This is a genomic window from Legionella norrlandica, assembly GCF_000770585.1.
Lineage (GTDB): Bacteria > Pseudomonadota > Gammaproteobacteria > Legionellales > Legionellaceae > Legionella > Legionella norrlandica.
Genome location: NZ_JNCF01000014.1, coordinates 1 through 14,326 on the forward strand (window position 1 = coordinate 1; position 14,326 = coordinate 14,326).

Genomic DNA, 14,326 nt, shown 5'->3' on the forward strand with positions numbered 1-14,326 from the left:
TAACTTTCGTTAAATCAGTCATAAAATCAATGTGTTATCTTTTGAATCCTTATAGCAATTTTCTCGGCATATAAAAACCTCTTGTCAACAAAAATTATTTAAATTTTATATGGTTTTATGACCAAACGGTAAGGGGCCTGGTACATTCGGAAATCCAGGTTTACCCTTTCTTTAAGGAAACGCATGCAATAGGTCACCCCTATATTAGGGGTGACCTATTGTCTAGAAGAAAATATGATTTAATAGAATCTTGTTACTATTGTACAGTATAACAAGTTAAAGAGAAGCGAAAACGGGCTCTGTTTTGCTTAGGGCCCCACCTATATGGGGTAAAAAATTATCCTAATTCACTCATTGCTGACACAGCATGATACCCAGCATCGACATGCACTACTTCTCCAGTAATGCCTGAAGCCAGATCGGAACATAAGAACGCTGCAGTATTGCCAACTTCATCGGCAGTTACATTTCTCTGTAGAGGCGTGATGTTAGCATAAGCCGCGTGAATCTTACGAAAATCTTTAATCCCTGCTGCAGCTAGGGTTTTAATGGGGCCAGCTGAGATAGCATTGATTCGTAATCCTCTCGAACCTAAACTTGCTGCAAGATATCGTACAGAAGCTTCTAAGCTTGCTTTTGCGACCCCCATTACATTATAGTTTGGTACTGCTTTCTCTGCGCCATAATAACTTAATGTCATAATAGAACCTTGAGTCCCCACCATCATGGGTAATGCTGCTTGAGATAGTCCTATTAGACTATAGGCACTAATATCATGGGCTATTCTAAATCCTTCTCTGTTCGCACATTCAAGAAAATCACCACTGATCTGATCTGCTGGAGCATAGGCTACGGAATGAACCAAAATATCTAATTTATCCCAATGGTTATGTAAATTGTTAAAGACAGATTTAATTTCTTCATCATTTGCAACATCACAAGGGAAGGTCAGAGTTGAATTAAACTCAGCAGCCATTGTTTCTACACGTGATTGTAATTTTTCGTTTTGGTAAGTAAAAGCGAGTTCTGCTCCTTGAGCATGGAATGCTTTAGCTATACCATATGCAATGGATCGATTGCTTGCTAGCCCAACAATAAGCGCTTTTTTCCCAGCTAAAAATCCCACAGTAGTATCTCCTCTCATTTCAAAACATTAATCAAATTATCAGTTGCCTCTAGTGTGAGAAGCTAATAATTCGCGCATTTTAGCCTGAATCATCTCTATGGCAATCCTATTTTCTCCACCTCTAGGCACGATTAAATCAGCATAGCGACTTGATGGTTCAATAAACTGTAGGTACATGGGACGGACAGTGGTTTCATATTGATGAATCACTGACTCAAACGATCGATGTCTTTCTACTACATCTCGTTTTAGACGTCGGGTTAAGCATACATCAAGAGGAGTTGACATAAAAATTCGAATGTCCATAATTTCTCGAAGGGCTTTATCGCTAAAAAGAAGAATTCCTTCCAATACAATGATGGCATGTTTACCTACAGTTCGCGTTTCAGGTAAACGCAGATGTTTGGAGTGGGAATATATTGGAATTTCAACTGAATTACCAAGCCTTAACTGGCGAAGATGATCATAAAGCAGTGTATGGTCAAAGGAGTCAGGATGGTCGTAATTTATTTTTTCTCTTTGAGAAAAAGGCAAGTGCCCGTTGTCTTTATAATAGGCATCCTCAGAGATAACGACAACCTGTTCTGAGCCCAGTTCATTGACTATAGTATTTGCTAACAGACTTTTCCCGGATGCTGAAGGGCCGGAAATCCCAATAATAATTGCTGGCTTTATCATAATATTTTAATTAAAAATTTTGTACGAATAGTAAAGTTTTTTTAGTTAGAATTCAATCATTCTCTCCTGCCTTATGCAAGATATCTAACACTTCAAATAGAGGTTGCCCAACGCTTGCAGAAGGTTGTTTAATCAATAACAACGAAGATAACGTTGGGGCAATATCTGTTGTAGATACCTGCCGAAATATAAATTTTGGTTTTAAGCTTGGATGAGCAAATAATAGTGGTACATAAGTATCGTATTGCCATGGGCTGCCATGATTAACGCGGTCTTCGCTTTTAGCTCCATTACTTTGATAAGGTGGTTGTACCAGATAGACATCGCCTGCGCGATAAGTGTATGACATGCGACCAACTTTGGAGCTGAGCCAATCTTTTTCAACATCTTGTAATGGTAATGGATAGGCTCTAAATACTCCTGGAAAGTGACTTATTTCTTCCGCAATGTATTGGCTGATTTCTGCAACATTTAATTGCTTATCCTTTATAATTTGGTGATCAAAATATATGAAAGGAGGGGTTATTGACATTAAGGTTTGGGGTGGCAGATTGTATCGTTTCTTCAATAATCCTTTGATGGATTGCTCGGTAGCTCTTAGATTAATTGGTTTTATTTCAGATATTTTATGAGCTTTAAGGTAAGCAGGACCGTCACTAACACCATGGTCAGCAGTAAGTATAATTAGCGTATTGTTTAAGCCGACTTCTTTATCTATGATCTTAAAGAAATCGCTTAATGTATTATCCAGAGTTATTAAATTGTCTTCGGCTTCCAAGCTGTTAGGTCCAAATTGATGGCCAATGGCATCTACTGCGGAAAAGCTAACTGCCAGGTAATCAGTTTGGTCGGCTGTTTGTCCTAATTTTTCATGAATTAATAATTGTTGTGCAAAATTGGCAGTCAGCTCATCTGCTTTCGGTGTTCTTGAAAGAGCCTTAAAATAGGCCTCGGAGGGCGGATTTATCACATGATGAGGAAATGTTTGACCGAAATTACCGTAATTATGACGAAATGGAGGGGTGTCTGCGTTTTGATAAAAAGATTTTGGATGACTAAGGGTCCAGTCAAATTCTTTAGGCTGATAGTTTTTGTTCCAGTTTACTACCCATGATGGATAATCTGAATAGTAATAATTGGTTGTAATAAACCCCCCATTAGTTTTATCGAACCAAAAGGCTTTGCCGGCATGCCCTGCTAAAGTGATTGCTGCCCTATCTTTTAAGGAGACAGCGAACGCCCTGCCTTTTTTCGCCAAAATGATCTCGTCACTTGATGTAGAGGCTTTTAAGTTGTGAGGGGAACGACCTGGGATTTCGGTGCGTGTATGTACGGTAGGCAAAATTTTGACTTGCAAGTCCTCCATACAATATTTTATTTGTTTTGTTTTTCTATCATACCAATCATTATCAATAACGCCATGCAAGGAAGGGAAGCTACCTGTTGCGATGGTGCTATGACCTACACAAGTTGTGGTATTAGCATGAGGGTGATGGGCATTATGATAGTCTATCCCGTGACTTAACAAATAGTTAAAGCCTGAAGGGCCAAATTGTTTGTGATGGCGATAAATTAAATCACCTCTCAATTGGTCAATAACTATTTGTAAAATCAACTTTGGCTGACAGGAATTTGCATAGCAAATTAAAGTATATAAGAAAAGAAGAATGCCACAAGCTAGTTTTTTCATTTCGCCCCATTTTCTGATGTAAATTGATGGGTAAGTTAAATCAAATGTTTCATAAAAACAATAGACATCTTGTATAGCAGGTCCCTTTTGCTACACCTACTCAATTTTTTATTAAAATCAATAGATTGAAAATTAATTAGATAGTAAAAAGAAAAAGCATGACGAAAAGAAATAATTAGTTTAAACTGACCTCCGATGAAATTATTTCATCAGTCCTGTTCATGGAGTTTAAGGAGAAAATAAGATGTCTTTTGAATTAGTCGCATATGATCTATTACAAAAACGTATCAAAGAAAGTATTATCACATTAATCAAATCTAATAACAAAAAAGCTAAAATAAACCCTGACAAATTAGAAGACTCAGTAAAAGAGGTTTCTGAAGAGAGACAACCTCAAGTAATGGTTTTATTAAAAACCATGGATTTACTGGATAAGTCATCCCTGCCAAATGAAGAAAAAGCTCGTGTATTAAATGCGTTTGCCTATTATATTCGTGAACAAATTGCTATAAGTTATGGATGGATCTCTCCGGAAAGAAGCAATTTCTATAATTCACTTACTACATCACTTGATTTAACTAAAAATAACAGCCCTAATGATCAAGATTTGTATGCAATGTACTTTGCATTAGAGGAGTTTTTGCGTACTAACGTTTATAACAATGCTGATCCAATAAAAGGTTATTTAGTAGAACAGTCTTTCGCAATTGAAAAATATTCGGCTGTTAAGGATATTCGTGATTTAGTTCAAAAAGTGTCTGAGTTAAAGCTGAAAATTATTGAAGAGGCTGAAAAGCTGCATTTGCAACAACAAAAACCAAAAGCCACAAAAAGCAGTTGGTTTTTTGGTGGTTCGTCAAGCAAAGAGGAAAGCAATAAACCTCATGAGGACTCTAAGGCTCCTGTTTTATAAGCGAATAGCTCCCTCTTGCTCCAAGGTTCCGCAACTGCTTGCTGGGTCCAGTATTTTAGTAGTACTCTGGATCCCCCTGACAAGCAGCGGGACTTTGGAGAGCAGCTCTGGACTGGGTTTCCTGAAATGTGCAGAAGATTCAGCTTAAGGAGTGGTGTAGGATTCCTGTTCCACAGGATAACCACTCGTAGCCCAAGCCATAATTCCGCCCTCAACAGAATAAACTTCTAAATATCCTAAGTCTATCAAGCATTGGGCAGCATACAGGGATCTTACTCCACTTTTGCAATGCAAATAAATTGGTCGGCTTTTATCAGGTATTTTATTTTCAATTTCGAATGAAATGCAGTCTTTGGGAATATGGAGTGCTCCTCGTATATGCATACTTTCCCATTCATCCAATTCACGTACATCGATCAAATGCCAATTGGTTTGATTTTCCATTAGATCTTTCAACTCATGAACATTGATGGTATTGATTTTATCCCTTATCATAATGTATTTCTCTCACAGTAGGTCTAGTTAAGGTAGAGTGATGAAGTATCCAGTATATGGTCGCGGTAATTACTCCTCCAATTAATGTGGCAAATGCCCAAGTAGGAGCAGAAACTAAAACAGTTTTTTGACCAACTTTATAAAGACTGCCTGCATCGCGAGCTACGGCACCAGCAAAAATGACATGCAGTAATCCATTAATTAACATAATTAAATAAAAAAACGTTTGGATTTGAGTATTGAATTGTTCTGCTAATTGATTAAGCATCAGTCATTCCCCTTGTGTTTGTCGCGACTGTCTCCATGATAACAGAAAAATAGCGGAAACCACTAAAGCGATTGCGATACCCTGAAGAACGGTTGGTGTTTCATCAAAAACCAAGTATCCCCAGAATAAACCCGTCAAAGCAACAACCCCACCAGTTAGACTATAAAAAACCGGTCCTGCCATACGAATTAGAATAAAAAAGAGTAAATACCCTAAACTGGATAATATTATCTCTAAGATGACGATTTGTTTTACAAGAGTCAGAGGGGTTGAGAGAGGATAAAAGGCTTTCTGATTGAGGACAAGAGGTATCAGCAAAAATGAAGCGGCCAGTAACATTCCGCTAGCAGCTTGTAGTGCATTAATTTCTTTAGGTTGCCTGGCTCCAATATAAATTGAGCACAGAGCAAATCCAATAGGGCTAAGCATTGCTAGAATGGTCCAACTGGAATAAATTCCAGCTGTATTTATTCCTATGATTGCAAGTATACCTGTCATACCAAGTATTAATGCCGAAAATCGCCATCGATCAAGTTTTTCTTGACCAGACAGCAGAGCTAAGGGATAGACTAATAAAGGAACAGTATTGACCAGAACGGCTAATAAGCCAGAAGGAATGTGGTTTGCAATAAAATACATATTGGTATTTGGGATTGCGATGCCTATTAATCCGCAAATAAAAAAATAAGGCCAATAAGCAGGGTGTAGTAAGGGTGTTTGTTTGGTAAGAAAGCTGATAAAAGTTAATAATATTGCTGGCCCCAATGATTGCCAAAAAGCATAACCCAAAGGAGTAACGCCATTGGTCATTGCAAATTTTGCCAAAGTGTAGCCCGAACCCCAAATGAATCCTAAAAGTATAAGCAACAAAGTGGCTTTAATGGTTTTCAGGTCAAGCATATAAGATACTTTTGCGAATTTTTAGTGATTATGCCATTTTAAGTGAAAAATAACGATACTATTTAAATATCTGTAGTAATTTTTAAAAAGTATTAATACTTTCATTTTATGAATAACATAGGTAACATCGATTTATTTTAAAATTTAGGGAGTTTGGATGAACGCGAATGAAACCCCAGTTCCACATCTGACCACTGCTCATTCTGGTCCTTTGCATCATGTGGAAAAAATGATTTTAAATAAGCTTGCAGAAATAGAATCCTGGTTTAGAAAAAAGTGGCAAGAAACGCCTGCTCCCTTGACCTCATCTGTTGATTTACGCCATGCAGGTTTTAAAATAGCTCCTGTGGATACCAATTTGTTTCCCGCCGGCTTTAATAATTTGAATCCAGAATTTTTGCCTTTATGTATACAGGCTGCCCAATCGGCATTGGTAGAATACATCCCGGATTGCACTAAAATTTTAATTCTTCCTGAAAGTCATACCCGAAATAAATTTTATTTACGTAGCCTAAGTGTCTTAAAAACTATTTTTGCTAAGGCTGGTTTTATCGTTAGAATTGGTAGTTTGGATCCAGAGGCTAAAGAGCCAAAAGAAATACAGCTTGAACAAGGGGAAGCTTTATTAATTGAGCCTTTGCAAAGACAGGGTGACAAGGTAGGTTTGGATAATTTTAACCCTTGTCTTTTGCTTTTAAATAATGATTTGTCTTCTGGCGTTCCCGACATACTACAGAATGTACAACAGCGCATTAGACCTACAGCGAAGTTAGGTTGGACCTCTCGTTTAAAATCCAGTCATTTCCAATTTTTTGAAGAGGTGGCAAATGAGTTTTCTGAAGTAGTTGGCATCGATTCATGGTTAATCAATCCTTATTTCAGTGCAATAGAAGGGATTGATTTTATGGCTCAGGAAGGAGTTGAGCAGCTTGCTCAGGAGGTAGAGAAAATATTATCTCTAATCCATGATAAATATGCGACTTACGGGATAAAAGATAAACCTTTTGCTGTAGTAAAAGCTGATAATGGCACTTATGGTATGAGTGTGATGATGGTGCATAGTGGAAATGAAATTCGGCAATTAAACAGGAAGCAACGCACCAGGATGTCTACCAGTAAAGGTAGTAAAAAAGTGGATAGAGTCATTGTTCAGGAAGGCGTTTATACTTTTGAAACGATGCCTGATGGCGCTGTTGCAGAACCTGTTGTCTATATGATCGGGCAATTTGTAGTTGGTGGTTTTTACCGCGTTCACCAGGGTAGAGGAATTGATGAAAATCTCAATGCACCTGGAATGCATTTTGAACCGCTAGCTTTTGCACAAGCTTGTAATATGCCACGTGATGATTTGGGAGCAGTGGAATGTCCTAATCGTTTTTATGTATATGGAGTCATTGCTCGATTAGCTGCATTGGCTGCTGCAAGAGAAATTGCTGCAATCGGAGGTGAATAATGAAACTTGCAGTGCTTATGGATCCCTTACAATACATAAAGCCTTATAAAGACTCTACGGTAGCTATGATTAAAAGTGCCCAGAGATTGGGATGGTCTTGTTCTTATTTCACTCAAAATGAGTTGTTTTGTAGTAATGGGCAAGCTTATGCTTATGCTCATAGTATTAACATCGGGGATGAACGCAGTACGGATTGGGTTAAAACCAGCGATTTAGGCAAAAAATCATTAGGTGATTTCGATATTATTCTTATGCGCAAAGATCCACCATTTGATATGGAGTATATTTATTCAACCTATGCTTTAGACTTAGCCGAGCAGGGTGGAGCATTAGTTGCGAATAAACCTCAAAGCTTGCGTGATGCGAATGAGAAATTTTTCACATTGAATTTTTCTCAATGTTGTCCTCCAACTTTAGTGTCGAGGGATACCAAGCAATTAAGAGAATTTTGGCAGGATCACCGAGAAGTTATTTTTAAACCTCTGGAAGGGATGGGGGGTAATTCTGTTTTTTATGTTGATAAAGAAGGTAAAAATTTGGCAGTTATTTTGGAAGTATTAACCAAAGGTCAAACAAAATGCATTATGGCTCAGCGCTATATTCCTGAAATAACTCAAACGGGCGACAAACGCATTCTTTTAATCAATGGAGAGCCTGTTCCTTTTGCTCTAGCTCGTGTCCCAGCAAAAGGCGATCTTCGAGGGAATTTAGCTGCAGGAGCAAAAGGGGAAGTAGTACCTATCACTGCAAGGGATAAGTGGATTTGTGAACAAATAGCCCCAGTTCTAAAAGAAAAAGGACTGTATTTTGTAGGTATAGATGTTATTGGAGACTATTTAACAGAAATTAATGTGACTAGCCCAACTTGTATTCAGGAAATTGCTGCTGAGACAGGTTTGGATATAGCTGGTGATTATTTACGATGCCTTGAACAATTGCGGAATTGATTGTAAAAACTGTAATCGTTGAAAATGCACCAACCTACAGACTATTTTTAAATTCTCTAGTAATCGTTCAGGGGCATAACTTGAATCTTGGTGGAATGCCAGAGTTGTGTCCAGTTTTAATTCAAGACGGGCCAAATATGGCATTCCGACGATACAGCGTGAGGAGGCTTTTTTATTCATCAACATAGTCAGAGCCTAATTGGTCATTAGACGCGTTAGTTTCTTCTCTTGCTACTTTGTCTGCTTTGGTGTCCTCTATAAAAAGTGAGCCTGTATTTTGTTCTGTGCCTGCAATAAGATAATTTCTATGTTGCAAGTAGGCGTCTCTGATAAAAGTATATTTATCTAGGGCTTCATTTAGTATAGGTTCTGAGGCGAATAATTGTGTTCTTAAATCAATATAACGTAATCCAATCAATCCGTAAACCAAGCCCGCATCGTCAATGTAAACATAGGGAGTCCATAAAGCAAATTGGAATAACCAGCCTGCACCATCGCGAAGAGTGCTGGGACCTAAAAAGGGTATTACCAGATAAGGTGAGTTTTTATCTCCCCATTTGGCGAGTGTTAGGCCTAAATCATTATAATGGGGAGGAAGACCAAATTTTTCTGCTACATCAAATAATCCACCAACTCCAATAGTTGAATTAATAACCAGGCGCCAGGAGTCTTTAATTACCCATTTCCCTTCTGCTTGCAGTATATCATTAGCAATTGTGGGGAACATGTCCAGATTATTGAATGCATTGTTTACGCCTTTTCGTACGATTTTTGGTACAACAGCGACATAAAGTTTGGCAGGAGGCTTCAATACGGTGGAATCAAACGCCATATTGAAGTTATGAATCTTTCGGTTGAAGGGTTCGAAGGGATCTATTGGATTAGTTCCTTTATGCGCACAACTTGTTAATATAAAGGATCCTACCATACCAGCAAACATTAAAATTAAGCGCATAATTATTCTATTTATTAGATACTTAAGACGATGTTACACCAGTTTGAAGTTCTTGCAAACTAGTGAAAGGGGACTGGAAGATAAATAAAATTTTTATACAAGAGCTGGGTTTAAAACTGCAACAAAAAGGTGACTGGACCATCATTACACAAATAGACTTGCATGTTAGCACCAAACATCCGTTTTGGGTATTTGGATAACGCTGTTGGGCAAGGGTTAATAAATTATCAAAAAGCTGCCGACCTAGTTCTGGTGGAGCAGCATTTGAAAAACTCGGACGCAGCCCTTTTTGAGTATCTGCCAATAGCGTAAACTGGGGCACCAATAGTAATCCGCCATTGACATCTTTTAGGCTTAGGTTCATTTTCCCGTTAGAGTCTTCAAAGATACGATAATTGATGATTTTATCTAACATACGATGGATATTTTCTAATGCATCATTAGGTTCGAATCCACATAGTATCAGTAAACCGTGGTTTATTTTACCAACCGTTTGACCATGTATATCCACTCTGGCATCTTTAACTCGTTGGACAACAGTTAACATGCATCGAGACCCTGTTTTGAAATTTCCTTGCTGGCATAAATAATAGCATCAATAATTCCTGATTCTCTATCCGAATGACCAGCGTCTCTGACAATTCTAAGATTGGAAGCAGGTATAGCCTGATGTAACTCCCAAGCACTAGCTAAAGGGCTAACCAAATCAAAACGACCATGTACAATATAGGTGGGTATATGTCTTATTTTATGGACATTAGCCATAACCTGATTTTCTTCAATAAAGTAATGATTGATAACGTAATAAGATTCTAGTGTCGCTAAGGCTAGGGCGAAGTGTGGATCACTGTACTGATCTATAACGTATAAATGAGGCTGTAGGCTACTGCATCTGGCTTGCCAAAGTGCCCAATTTTTTGCAGCAGCCATTCGCGCTAATTCATTTGTTCCTTGTAAACATTCAGCATAGTATTGTGGAATATTAGAAAGCTTATTTTCTGGAACAGAGTTAATAAACTCTTCCCAATAGTCAGGGTAAACTAAATTGGCACCAAATTTATAGAACCACTCGATGTCTTTGGGGCGACCTAAAAATATTTGATGAAGGAGTAGTGCTTTAATTTGTTGGGGAAATTTTTGTGCATAGAGCAATGCCAATAGTGAACCCCAGCCTCCACCAAATAATACAAATTCTCTTATGCTTAGATAATCTCTAATGGAATCAATATCGTCCATTAGGAGCTGTGTGTTGTTCTCATTAATTTCTAGATGAGGTGTTGATCGTCCACAACCGCGTTGATCAAAGAGTATAATCCGATATCGCTGAGGATCAAAAAAACGCCTCATATGCGGATCTGCTCCGGCGCCTGGTCCATGATGCAGTACAATGACGGGTATGCCTTCAGGATTCCCGGTTTCTTCTAGATAAAGCGTATGCAGTTTACTAACCTTTAATTCGTGTTGTGTATAGGGTTTAATTGCCGGGTAGAGGTTATGCATTTTAGTCCTTTATCATCATGTCTTTGTATTATAATAATACTGAAATTAAATTTTTTTTAAACCGTATTTTGCGCTTTGATTACTTTGAAAGCAATACTTGGACAGATTTTCTCAGATCATTACGCAATATTTATGGATATTTAATCATTTCCTTGTCGGCAAATTAAGCCTTTGCTTTAAAAATTAAATTTAAAGATAATACAGGCACTTTTTCTGTTGGAAATATTTTTATGACCATGGCAATACTTCTCAAAGGATTAAATGAAAGGCAGCAGGAGGCAGTGACTTCTCCTTTAGGTAATATGCTAGTTTTGGCAGGTGCTGGCAGTGGTAAAACACGAGTATTAGTAAGCCGCATTGCGTGGTTAATAGAAGAGCGGCATATTTCTCCTCATGCCATTTTGGCTGTCACATTTACAAATAAAGCAGCTGGAGAAATGAGGACAAGGTTAAATAGCATGCTTTCTACTTCCATTCTTGGTTTGTGGGTCGGTACGTTTCATGGTTTGTGTCATCGTTTATTACGTCGTCATTATAAGGAAGCTCATCTTCCTGAACAATTTCATATTCTTGATTCAGAAGATCAGGCACGTCTGATTAAACGAGTTATCACCTCGCTTAATCTTGATCCAGAGCAGTGGCAAGTCAAACAAGTTCAATCATTTATTAATGGTAAAAAGGACGAGGCTTGCGCCCCCAACATATTAATGCATTGCACTATGGCCCAACCAAAACTTTAGTTTCTATTTATAAAGCCTATGAACAAGCCTGCCAAACTGCAGGAGTGATAGACTTTGCTGAGCTATTATTACGAACACATGAGTTGTTGAGAAATAACGAAGAAATTCTTTCTCATTACCGAGAGCGTTTCCAAGCTATTTTAGTGGATGAATTTCAAGACACAAACACAATTCAATATGCCTGGATTCGCTTGCTTGCTGGTGAGCATACGGCTGTTTTGGCTGTAGGGGATGATGATCAATCCATTTATGGTTGGCGTGGAGCCAAAGTAGAAAACATTCAGCAATTTGTCCGTGACTTTAAAGATACCCAGATCATAAGGCTGGAGCAGAATTATAGGTCAACTGCCACCATATTAAATGCGGCAAACGCTTTAATTATAAATAACAGCGCTCGTATGGGCAAGGAATTATGGACTTCTGGTAGTGAAGGTGAAAAAATTCTTGTATACAGTGCCTTCAATGAATTGGATGAAGCTCGTTTTGTTATAGAAAGAATCATGATGGAGCTGAATGAAGGTGTGAGTGCTGATGAAATTGCTATCCTATATCGCTCCAATGCTCAGTCTCGAGTTTTGGAAGAAGCTTTATTACGCGCAGGCATAGCGTACAGAATATATGGGGGAGTACGGTTTTTTGATAGGGCTGAAATTAAGGATACCTTGGCGTACTTACGTTTATTAGTTAATCCAAACGATGATACTGCTTTTGAAAGGGTAGTTAATTTTCCTACTCGTGGCATAGGTGAAAAAACACTAGACGAACTGCGTCATTATGCCAAGGCAGAAGAATGCTCTTTATGGGTTGCTTCCAAAGAAATATTTCAATCAGGAAGTTTGGCGCAAAGGGCTGGTTCTGCATTAGCCAAATTTATTGACTTGATTGAAAAACTCCAGATGTTGACGACCAACAAAGAATTGGATGAACAGATTTCTGATATTATTCAGCATAGCGGTTTGTATGCTCATTTTAGTAAGATTAAAGGCGATAAATCAGAATCACGTTTGGATAACCTGCAAGAGCTAATCAATGCTGCTAAGCAATTTCGCTATGAATCTGATGAGGAAGACGAACTGCCTTTAGTAAATTCATTTCTCGCACATGCTTCATTAGAATCAGGAGAGTTGCAGGCTGATGAGCATGAACGTTCCGTTCATTTAATGACTCTACATGCTGCTAAGGGACTTGAGTTCCCTATTGTATTTTTGGTAGGTATGGAAGAAGGAGTATTTCCTGGAAGACAATCTATTGAAGAGCCTGGACGTTTGGAAGAGGAACGCCGGTTATGTTATGTAGGGATGACGCGAGCCATGCGGAAATTAGTTTTGTCCTATGCCGAAGTCAGAAGACAATATGGACGCGAAGAGTATCATAGATCATCACGATTTTTGCGTGAAATTCCTCAACAGTTTCTTGATGAAGTACGCATTAAGGCGAGATTTCATAGGCCAGGTGCGACAAGCCATAAATTACCGGTGGCTGAAGAGACAGCTGGTATTGCAATAGGACGAAATGTACAACATGCCAAATTTGGTCAAGGCGTTGTTCTGGCTATGGAGGGGAGTGGAGCGCACACTCGCGTTCAGGTAAAATTTAGGGAGCATGGTGTGAAGTGGTTGGTTTTAGCTTATGCCAATTTAACAGAATGCCTATAGTAGTTGCGAGACTTTTACAAAGCAGCTGAAGTGCATTTTAATATTGAATTTTTTCTCCGCGAATGCTAGGGTGCGTTTGGCAACGGAAATTTGTTATACTTTTAAATTTGAAAAGCTCATTTCGGATAAAGTTATCTGTAGAGTATAATATGCGTTATTAATTAACTATTAATAAGGGGAATTGTGTGAAATTTACAAATTTATTGACGGCTGGAGCATTAGCTACTACATTAGTATCACCCATGAGTATGGCAGCAGATACAAACAGCTCCTCTTTATCAGATGCCCAAAAAAAAGAAATTGAAAAAGTAATTCATGATTATCTAATTAATAATCCAGAAGTTTTATTGGAAGCTTCTCAAGCTTTACAGCAAAAACAACAACAAAACATGCAACAGCAAGCTCAATCTGCAATTCAAGAAAACGCTGATGAACTTTTTCAAGGCCAGCTGACAACAGTTGGTAATCCAAAAGGAAATGTGACATTAGTTGAGTTTTTTGATTATCAATGCATTCATTGCAAAAAAATGGCTCCTACCATTGAAAATCTGGTTAAAAAAGATAGTGGGTTGCGAGTGATATACAAGGAATTCCCCATCTTTGGCAAGAGTTCTGATATGGCTTCCAGAGCTGCTCTTGCGGCAGGTATGCAAGGTAAGTATCAAGCCATGCATAATGCTTTGATTAAATTGGATAAGCGCCTGGATGATAAAATTGTCATGGATACTGCCAAATCTTTAGGTTTGGATATGGAAAAACTTAAAAAAGACATGGACAGTAAGGAAGTGACTGATATATTGGATGCTAATCGGGATTTGGCTGAAAAATTACACTTAATGGGTACTCCGGCATTTATAATTGGTTCAACACCTAATGGTCAATTTAAAAAAGGCAGCGAAACCTCATTTATTCCTGGTGCTACCAGTGAGCAATCGCTGCGTGAGTTGATTAAGAAAGCAGGTGGAAATTAAACATTCATTTTAACCAATAGCTAAGATTCGGAAAT

Annotated in this window: 12 protein-coding genes and 2 pseudogenes; 5 read left to right on the forward strand and 9 right to left on the reverse strand. The window is 38.2% G+C overall.

Going from position 1 to position 14,326, the window contains the following annotated elements; genetic code table 11:
* Positions 1 to 337: 337 nt before the first annotated feature.
* From OK13_RS05190 to OK13_RS05200, 3 genes are read right to left on the reverse strand one after another with little or no spacing between them, the layout of a single operon-like run.
* Complete coding sequence (locus OK13_RS05190; RefSeq protein WP_152571586.1) at positions 338 to 1,144, reverse strand: enoyl-ACP reductase FabI; 807 nt, start codon at positions 1,142 to 1,144, stop codon at positions 338 to 340.
* Positions 1,145 to 1,165: 21 nt separating this feature from the next.
* Positions 1,166 to 1,804 carry a uridine kinase gene (gene udk, locus OK13_RS05195; protein WP_035888492.1) on the reverse strand — a complete coding sequence of 213 codons (639 nt, stop codon included), beginning with the start codon at positions 1,802 to 1,804 and terminating at the stop codon, positions 1,166 to 1,168.
* Positions 1,805 to 1,856: 52 nt separating this feature from the next.
* Complete coding sequence (locus OK13_RS05200; protein WP_035888503.1) at positions 1,857 to 3,494, reverse strand: alkaline phosphatase family protein; 1,638 nt, start codon at positions 3,492 to 3,494, stop codon at positions 1,857 to 1,859.
* Between the two features lie 244 nt (positions 3,495 to 3,738).
* Between OK13_RS05200 and OK13_RS05205 the strand changes: the two genes are divergently transcribed.
* Entirely contained in the window at positions 3,739 to 4,407 is a 669-nt protein-coding gene (locus OK13_RS05205; RefSeq protein WP_052117577.1) for a hypothetical protein, read from the forward strand.
* A 144-nt stretch (positions 4,408 to 4,551) separates the two neighbouring features.
* On the opposite strand, the gene OK13_RS05210 is transcribed toward OK13_RS05205, so the two are convergent.
* The 3 genes from OK13_RS05210 to OK13_RS05220 are packed head-to-tail and all read right to left on the reverse strand — an operon-like array spanning position 4,552 to position 6,070.
* Complete coding sequence (locus OK13_RS05210; protein WP_035888505.1) at positions 4,552 to 4,902, reverse strand: rhodanese-like domain-containing protein; 351 nt, start codon at positions 4,900 to 4,902, stop codon at positions 4,552 to 4,554.
* The gene (locus OK13_RS05215; RefSeq protein WP_035888508.1) at positions 4,889 to 5,170 is read right to left on the reverse strand and encodes a hypothetical protein; all 282 of its coding nucleotides are present in this window, start codon (positions 5,168 to 5,170) and stop codon (positions 4,889 to 4,891) included. Before OK13_RS05215 ends, OK13_RS05210 begins: the two co-directional genes overlap by 14 nt.
* Positions 5,171 to 5,173: 3 nt before the next feature.
* Complete coding sequence (locus OK13_RS05220; protein WP_035888510.1) at positions 5,174 to 6,070, reverse strand: DMT family transporter; 897 nt, start codon at positions 6,068 to 6,070, stop codon at positions 5,174 to 5,176.
* A gap of 157 nt (positions 6,071 to 6,227) precedes the next feature.
* Here OK13_RS05220 and gshA point away from each other — a divergent pair, with 157 nt between their 5' ends.
* Both gshA and gshB read left to right on the forward strand, forming a co-directional pair.
* A complete protein-coding gene (gene gshA / locus OK13_RS05225) occupies positions 6,228 to 7,523 on the forward strand; it encodes a glutamate--cysteine ligase (RefSeq protein WP_035888511.1) in 1,296 nt (431 codons plus the stop codon).
* Positions 7,523 to 8,470: a glutathione synthase gene (gshB, locus tag OK13_RS05230; protein WP_035888515.1), complete on the forward strand. Its 948-nt coding sequence runs from the start codon at positions 7,523 to 7,525 to the stop codon at positions 8,468 to 8,470. Before gshA ends, gshB begins: the two co-directional genes overlap by 1 nt.
* A gap of 172 nt (positions 8,471 to 8,642) precedes the next feature.
* Here gshB and OK13_RS05235 read toward each other — a convergent pair whose 3' ends face one another.
* From OK13_RS05235 to pip, 3 genes and pseudogenes are all read right to left on the reverse strand, one after another.
* Positions 8,643 to 9,425: an MlaA family lipoprotein gene (locus tag OK13_RS05235; RefSeq protein ID WP_035888516.1), complete on the reverse strand. Its 783-nt coding sequence runs from the start codon at positions 9,423 to 9,425 to the stop codon at positions 8,643 to 8,645.
* A gap of 110 nt (positions 9,426 to 9,535) precedes the next feature.
* Positions 9,536 to 9,972: pseudogene (gene dtd / locus OK13_RS05240) on the reverse strand (D-aminoacyl-tRNA deacylase).
* Positions 9,966 to 10,925, reverse strand: a complete 960-nt coding sequence (pip, locus tag OK13_RS05245) for a prolyl aminopeptidase (protein ID WP_035888518.1) — start codon at positions 10,923 to 10,925, stop codon at positions 9,966 to 9,968. Before pip ends, dtd begins: the two are co-directional and overlap by 7 nt.
* Before the next feature lie 230 nt (positions 10,926 to 11,155).
* On the opposite strand from pip, the pseudogene uvrD reads away from it, so the two are divergent.
* Positions 11,156 to 13,320, forward strand: a pseudogene (uvrD, locus tag OK13_RS05250) (DNA helicase II).
* Positions 13,321 to 13,505: 185 nt separating this feature from the next.
* Entirely contained in the window at positions 13,506 to 14,291 is a 786-nt protein-coding gene (locus tag OK13_RS05255) for a DsbA family protein (protein WP_035888520.1), read from the forward strand.
* Positions 14,292 to 14,326: the final 35 nt, after the last annotated feature.

Excerpts from the sequence above, each read along its gene's own strand:
- OK13_RS05190 (WP_152571586.1), bottom strand. The coding sequence starts at position 1,144 with ATGAGAGGAGATACTACTGTGGGATTTTTAGCTGGGAAAAAAGCGCTT.
- udk (WP_035888492.1), bottom strand. The coding sequence starts at position 1,804 with ATGATAAAGCCAGCAATTATTATTGGGATTTCCGGCCCTTCAGCATCC.
- OK13_RS05200 (WP_035888503.1), bottom strand. The coding sequence starts at position 3,494 with ATGAAAAAACTAGCTTGTGGCATTCTTCTTTTCTTATATACTTTAATT.
- OK13_RS05205 (WP_052117577.1), top strand. The coding sequence starts at position 3,739 with ATGTCTTTTGAATTAGTCGCATATGATCTATTACAAAAACGTATCAAA.
- OK13_RS05210 (WP_035888505.1), bottom strand. The coding sequence starts at position 4,902 with ATGATAAGGGATAAAATCAATACCATCAATGTTCATGAGTTGAAAGAT.
- OK13_RS05215 (WP_035888508.1), bottom strand. The coding sequence starts at position 5,170 with ATGCTTAATCAATTAGCAGAACAATTCAATACTCAAATCCAAACGTTT.
- OK13_RS05220 (WP_035888510.1), bottom strand. The coding sequence starts at position 6,070 with ATGCTTGACCTGAAAACCATTAAAGCCACTTTGTTGCTTATACTTTTA.
- gshA (WP_035888511.1), top strand. The coding sequence starts at position 6,228 with ATGAACGCGAATGAAACCCCAGTTCCACATCTGACCACTGCTCATTCT.
- gshB (WP_035888515.1), top strand. The coding sequence starts at position 7,523 with ATGAAACTTGCAGTGCTTATGGATCCCTTACAATACATAAAGCCTTAT.
- OK13_RS05235 (WP_035888516.1), bottom strand. The coding sequence starts at position 9,425 with ATGCGCTTAATTTTAATGTTTGCTGGTATGGTAGGATCCTTTATATTA.
- pip (WP_035888518.1), bottom strand. The coding sequence starts at position 10,925 with ATGCATAACCTCTACCCGGCAATTAAACCCTATACACAACACGAATTA.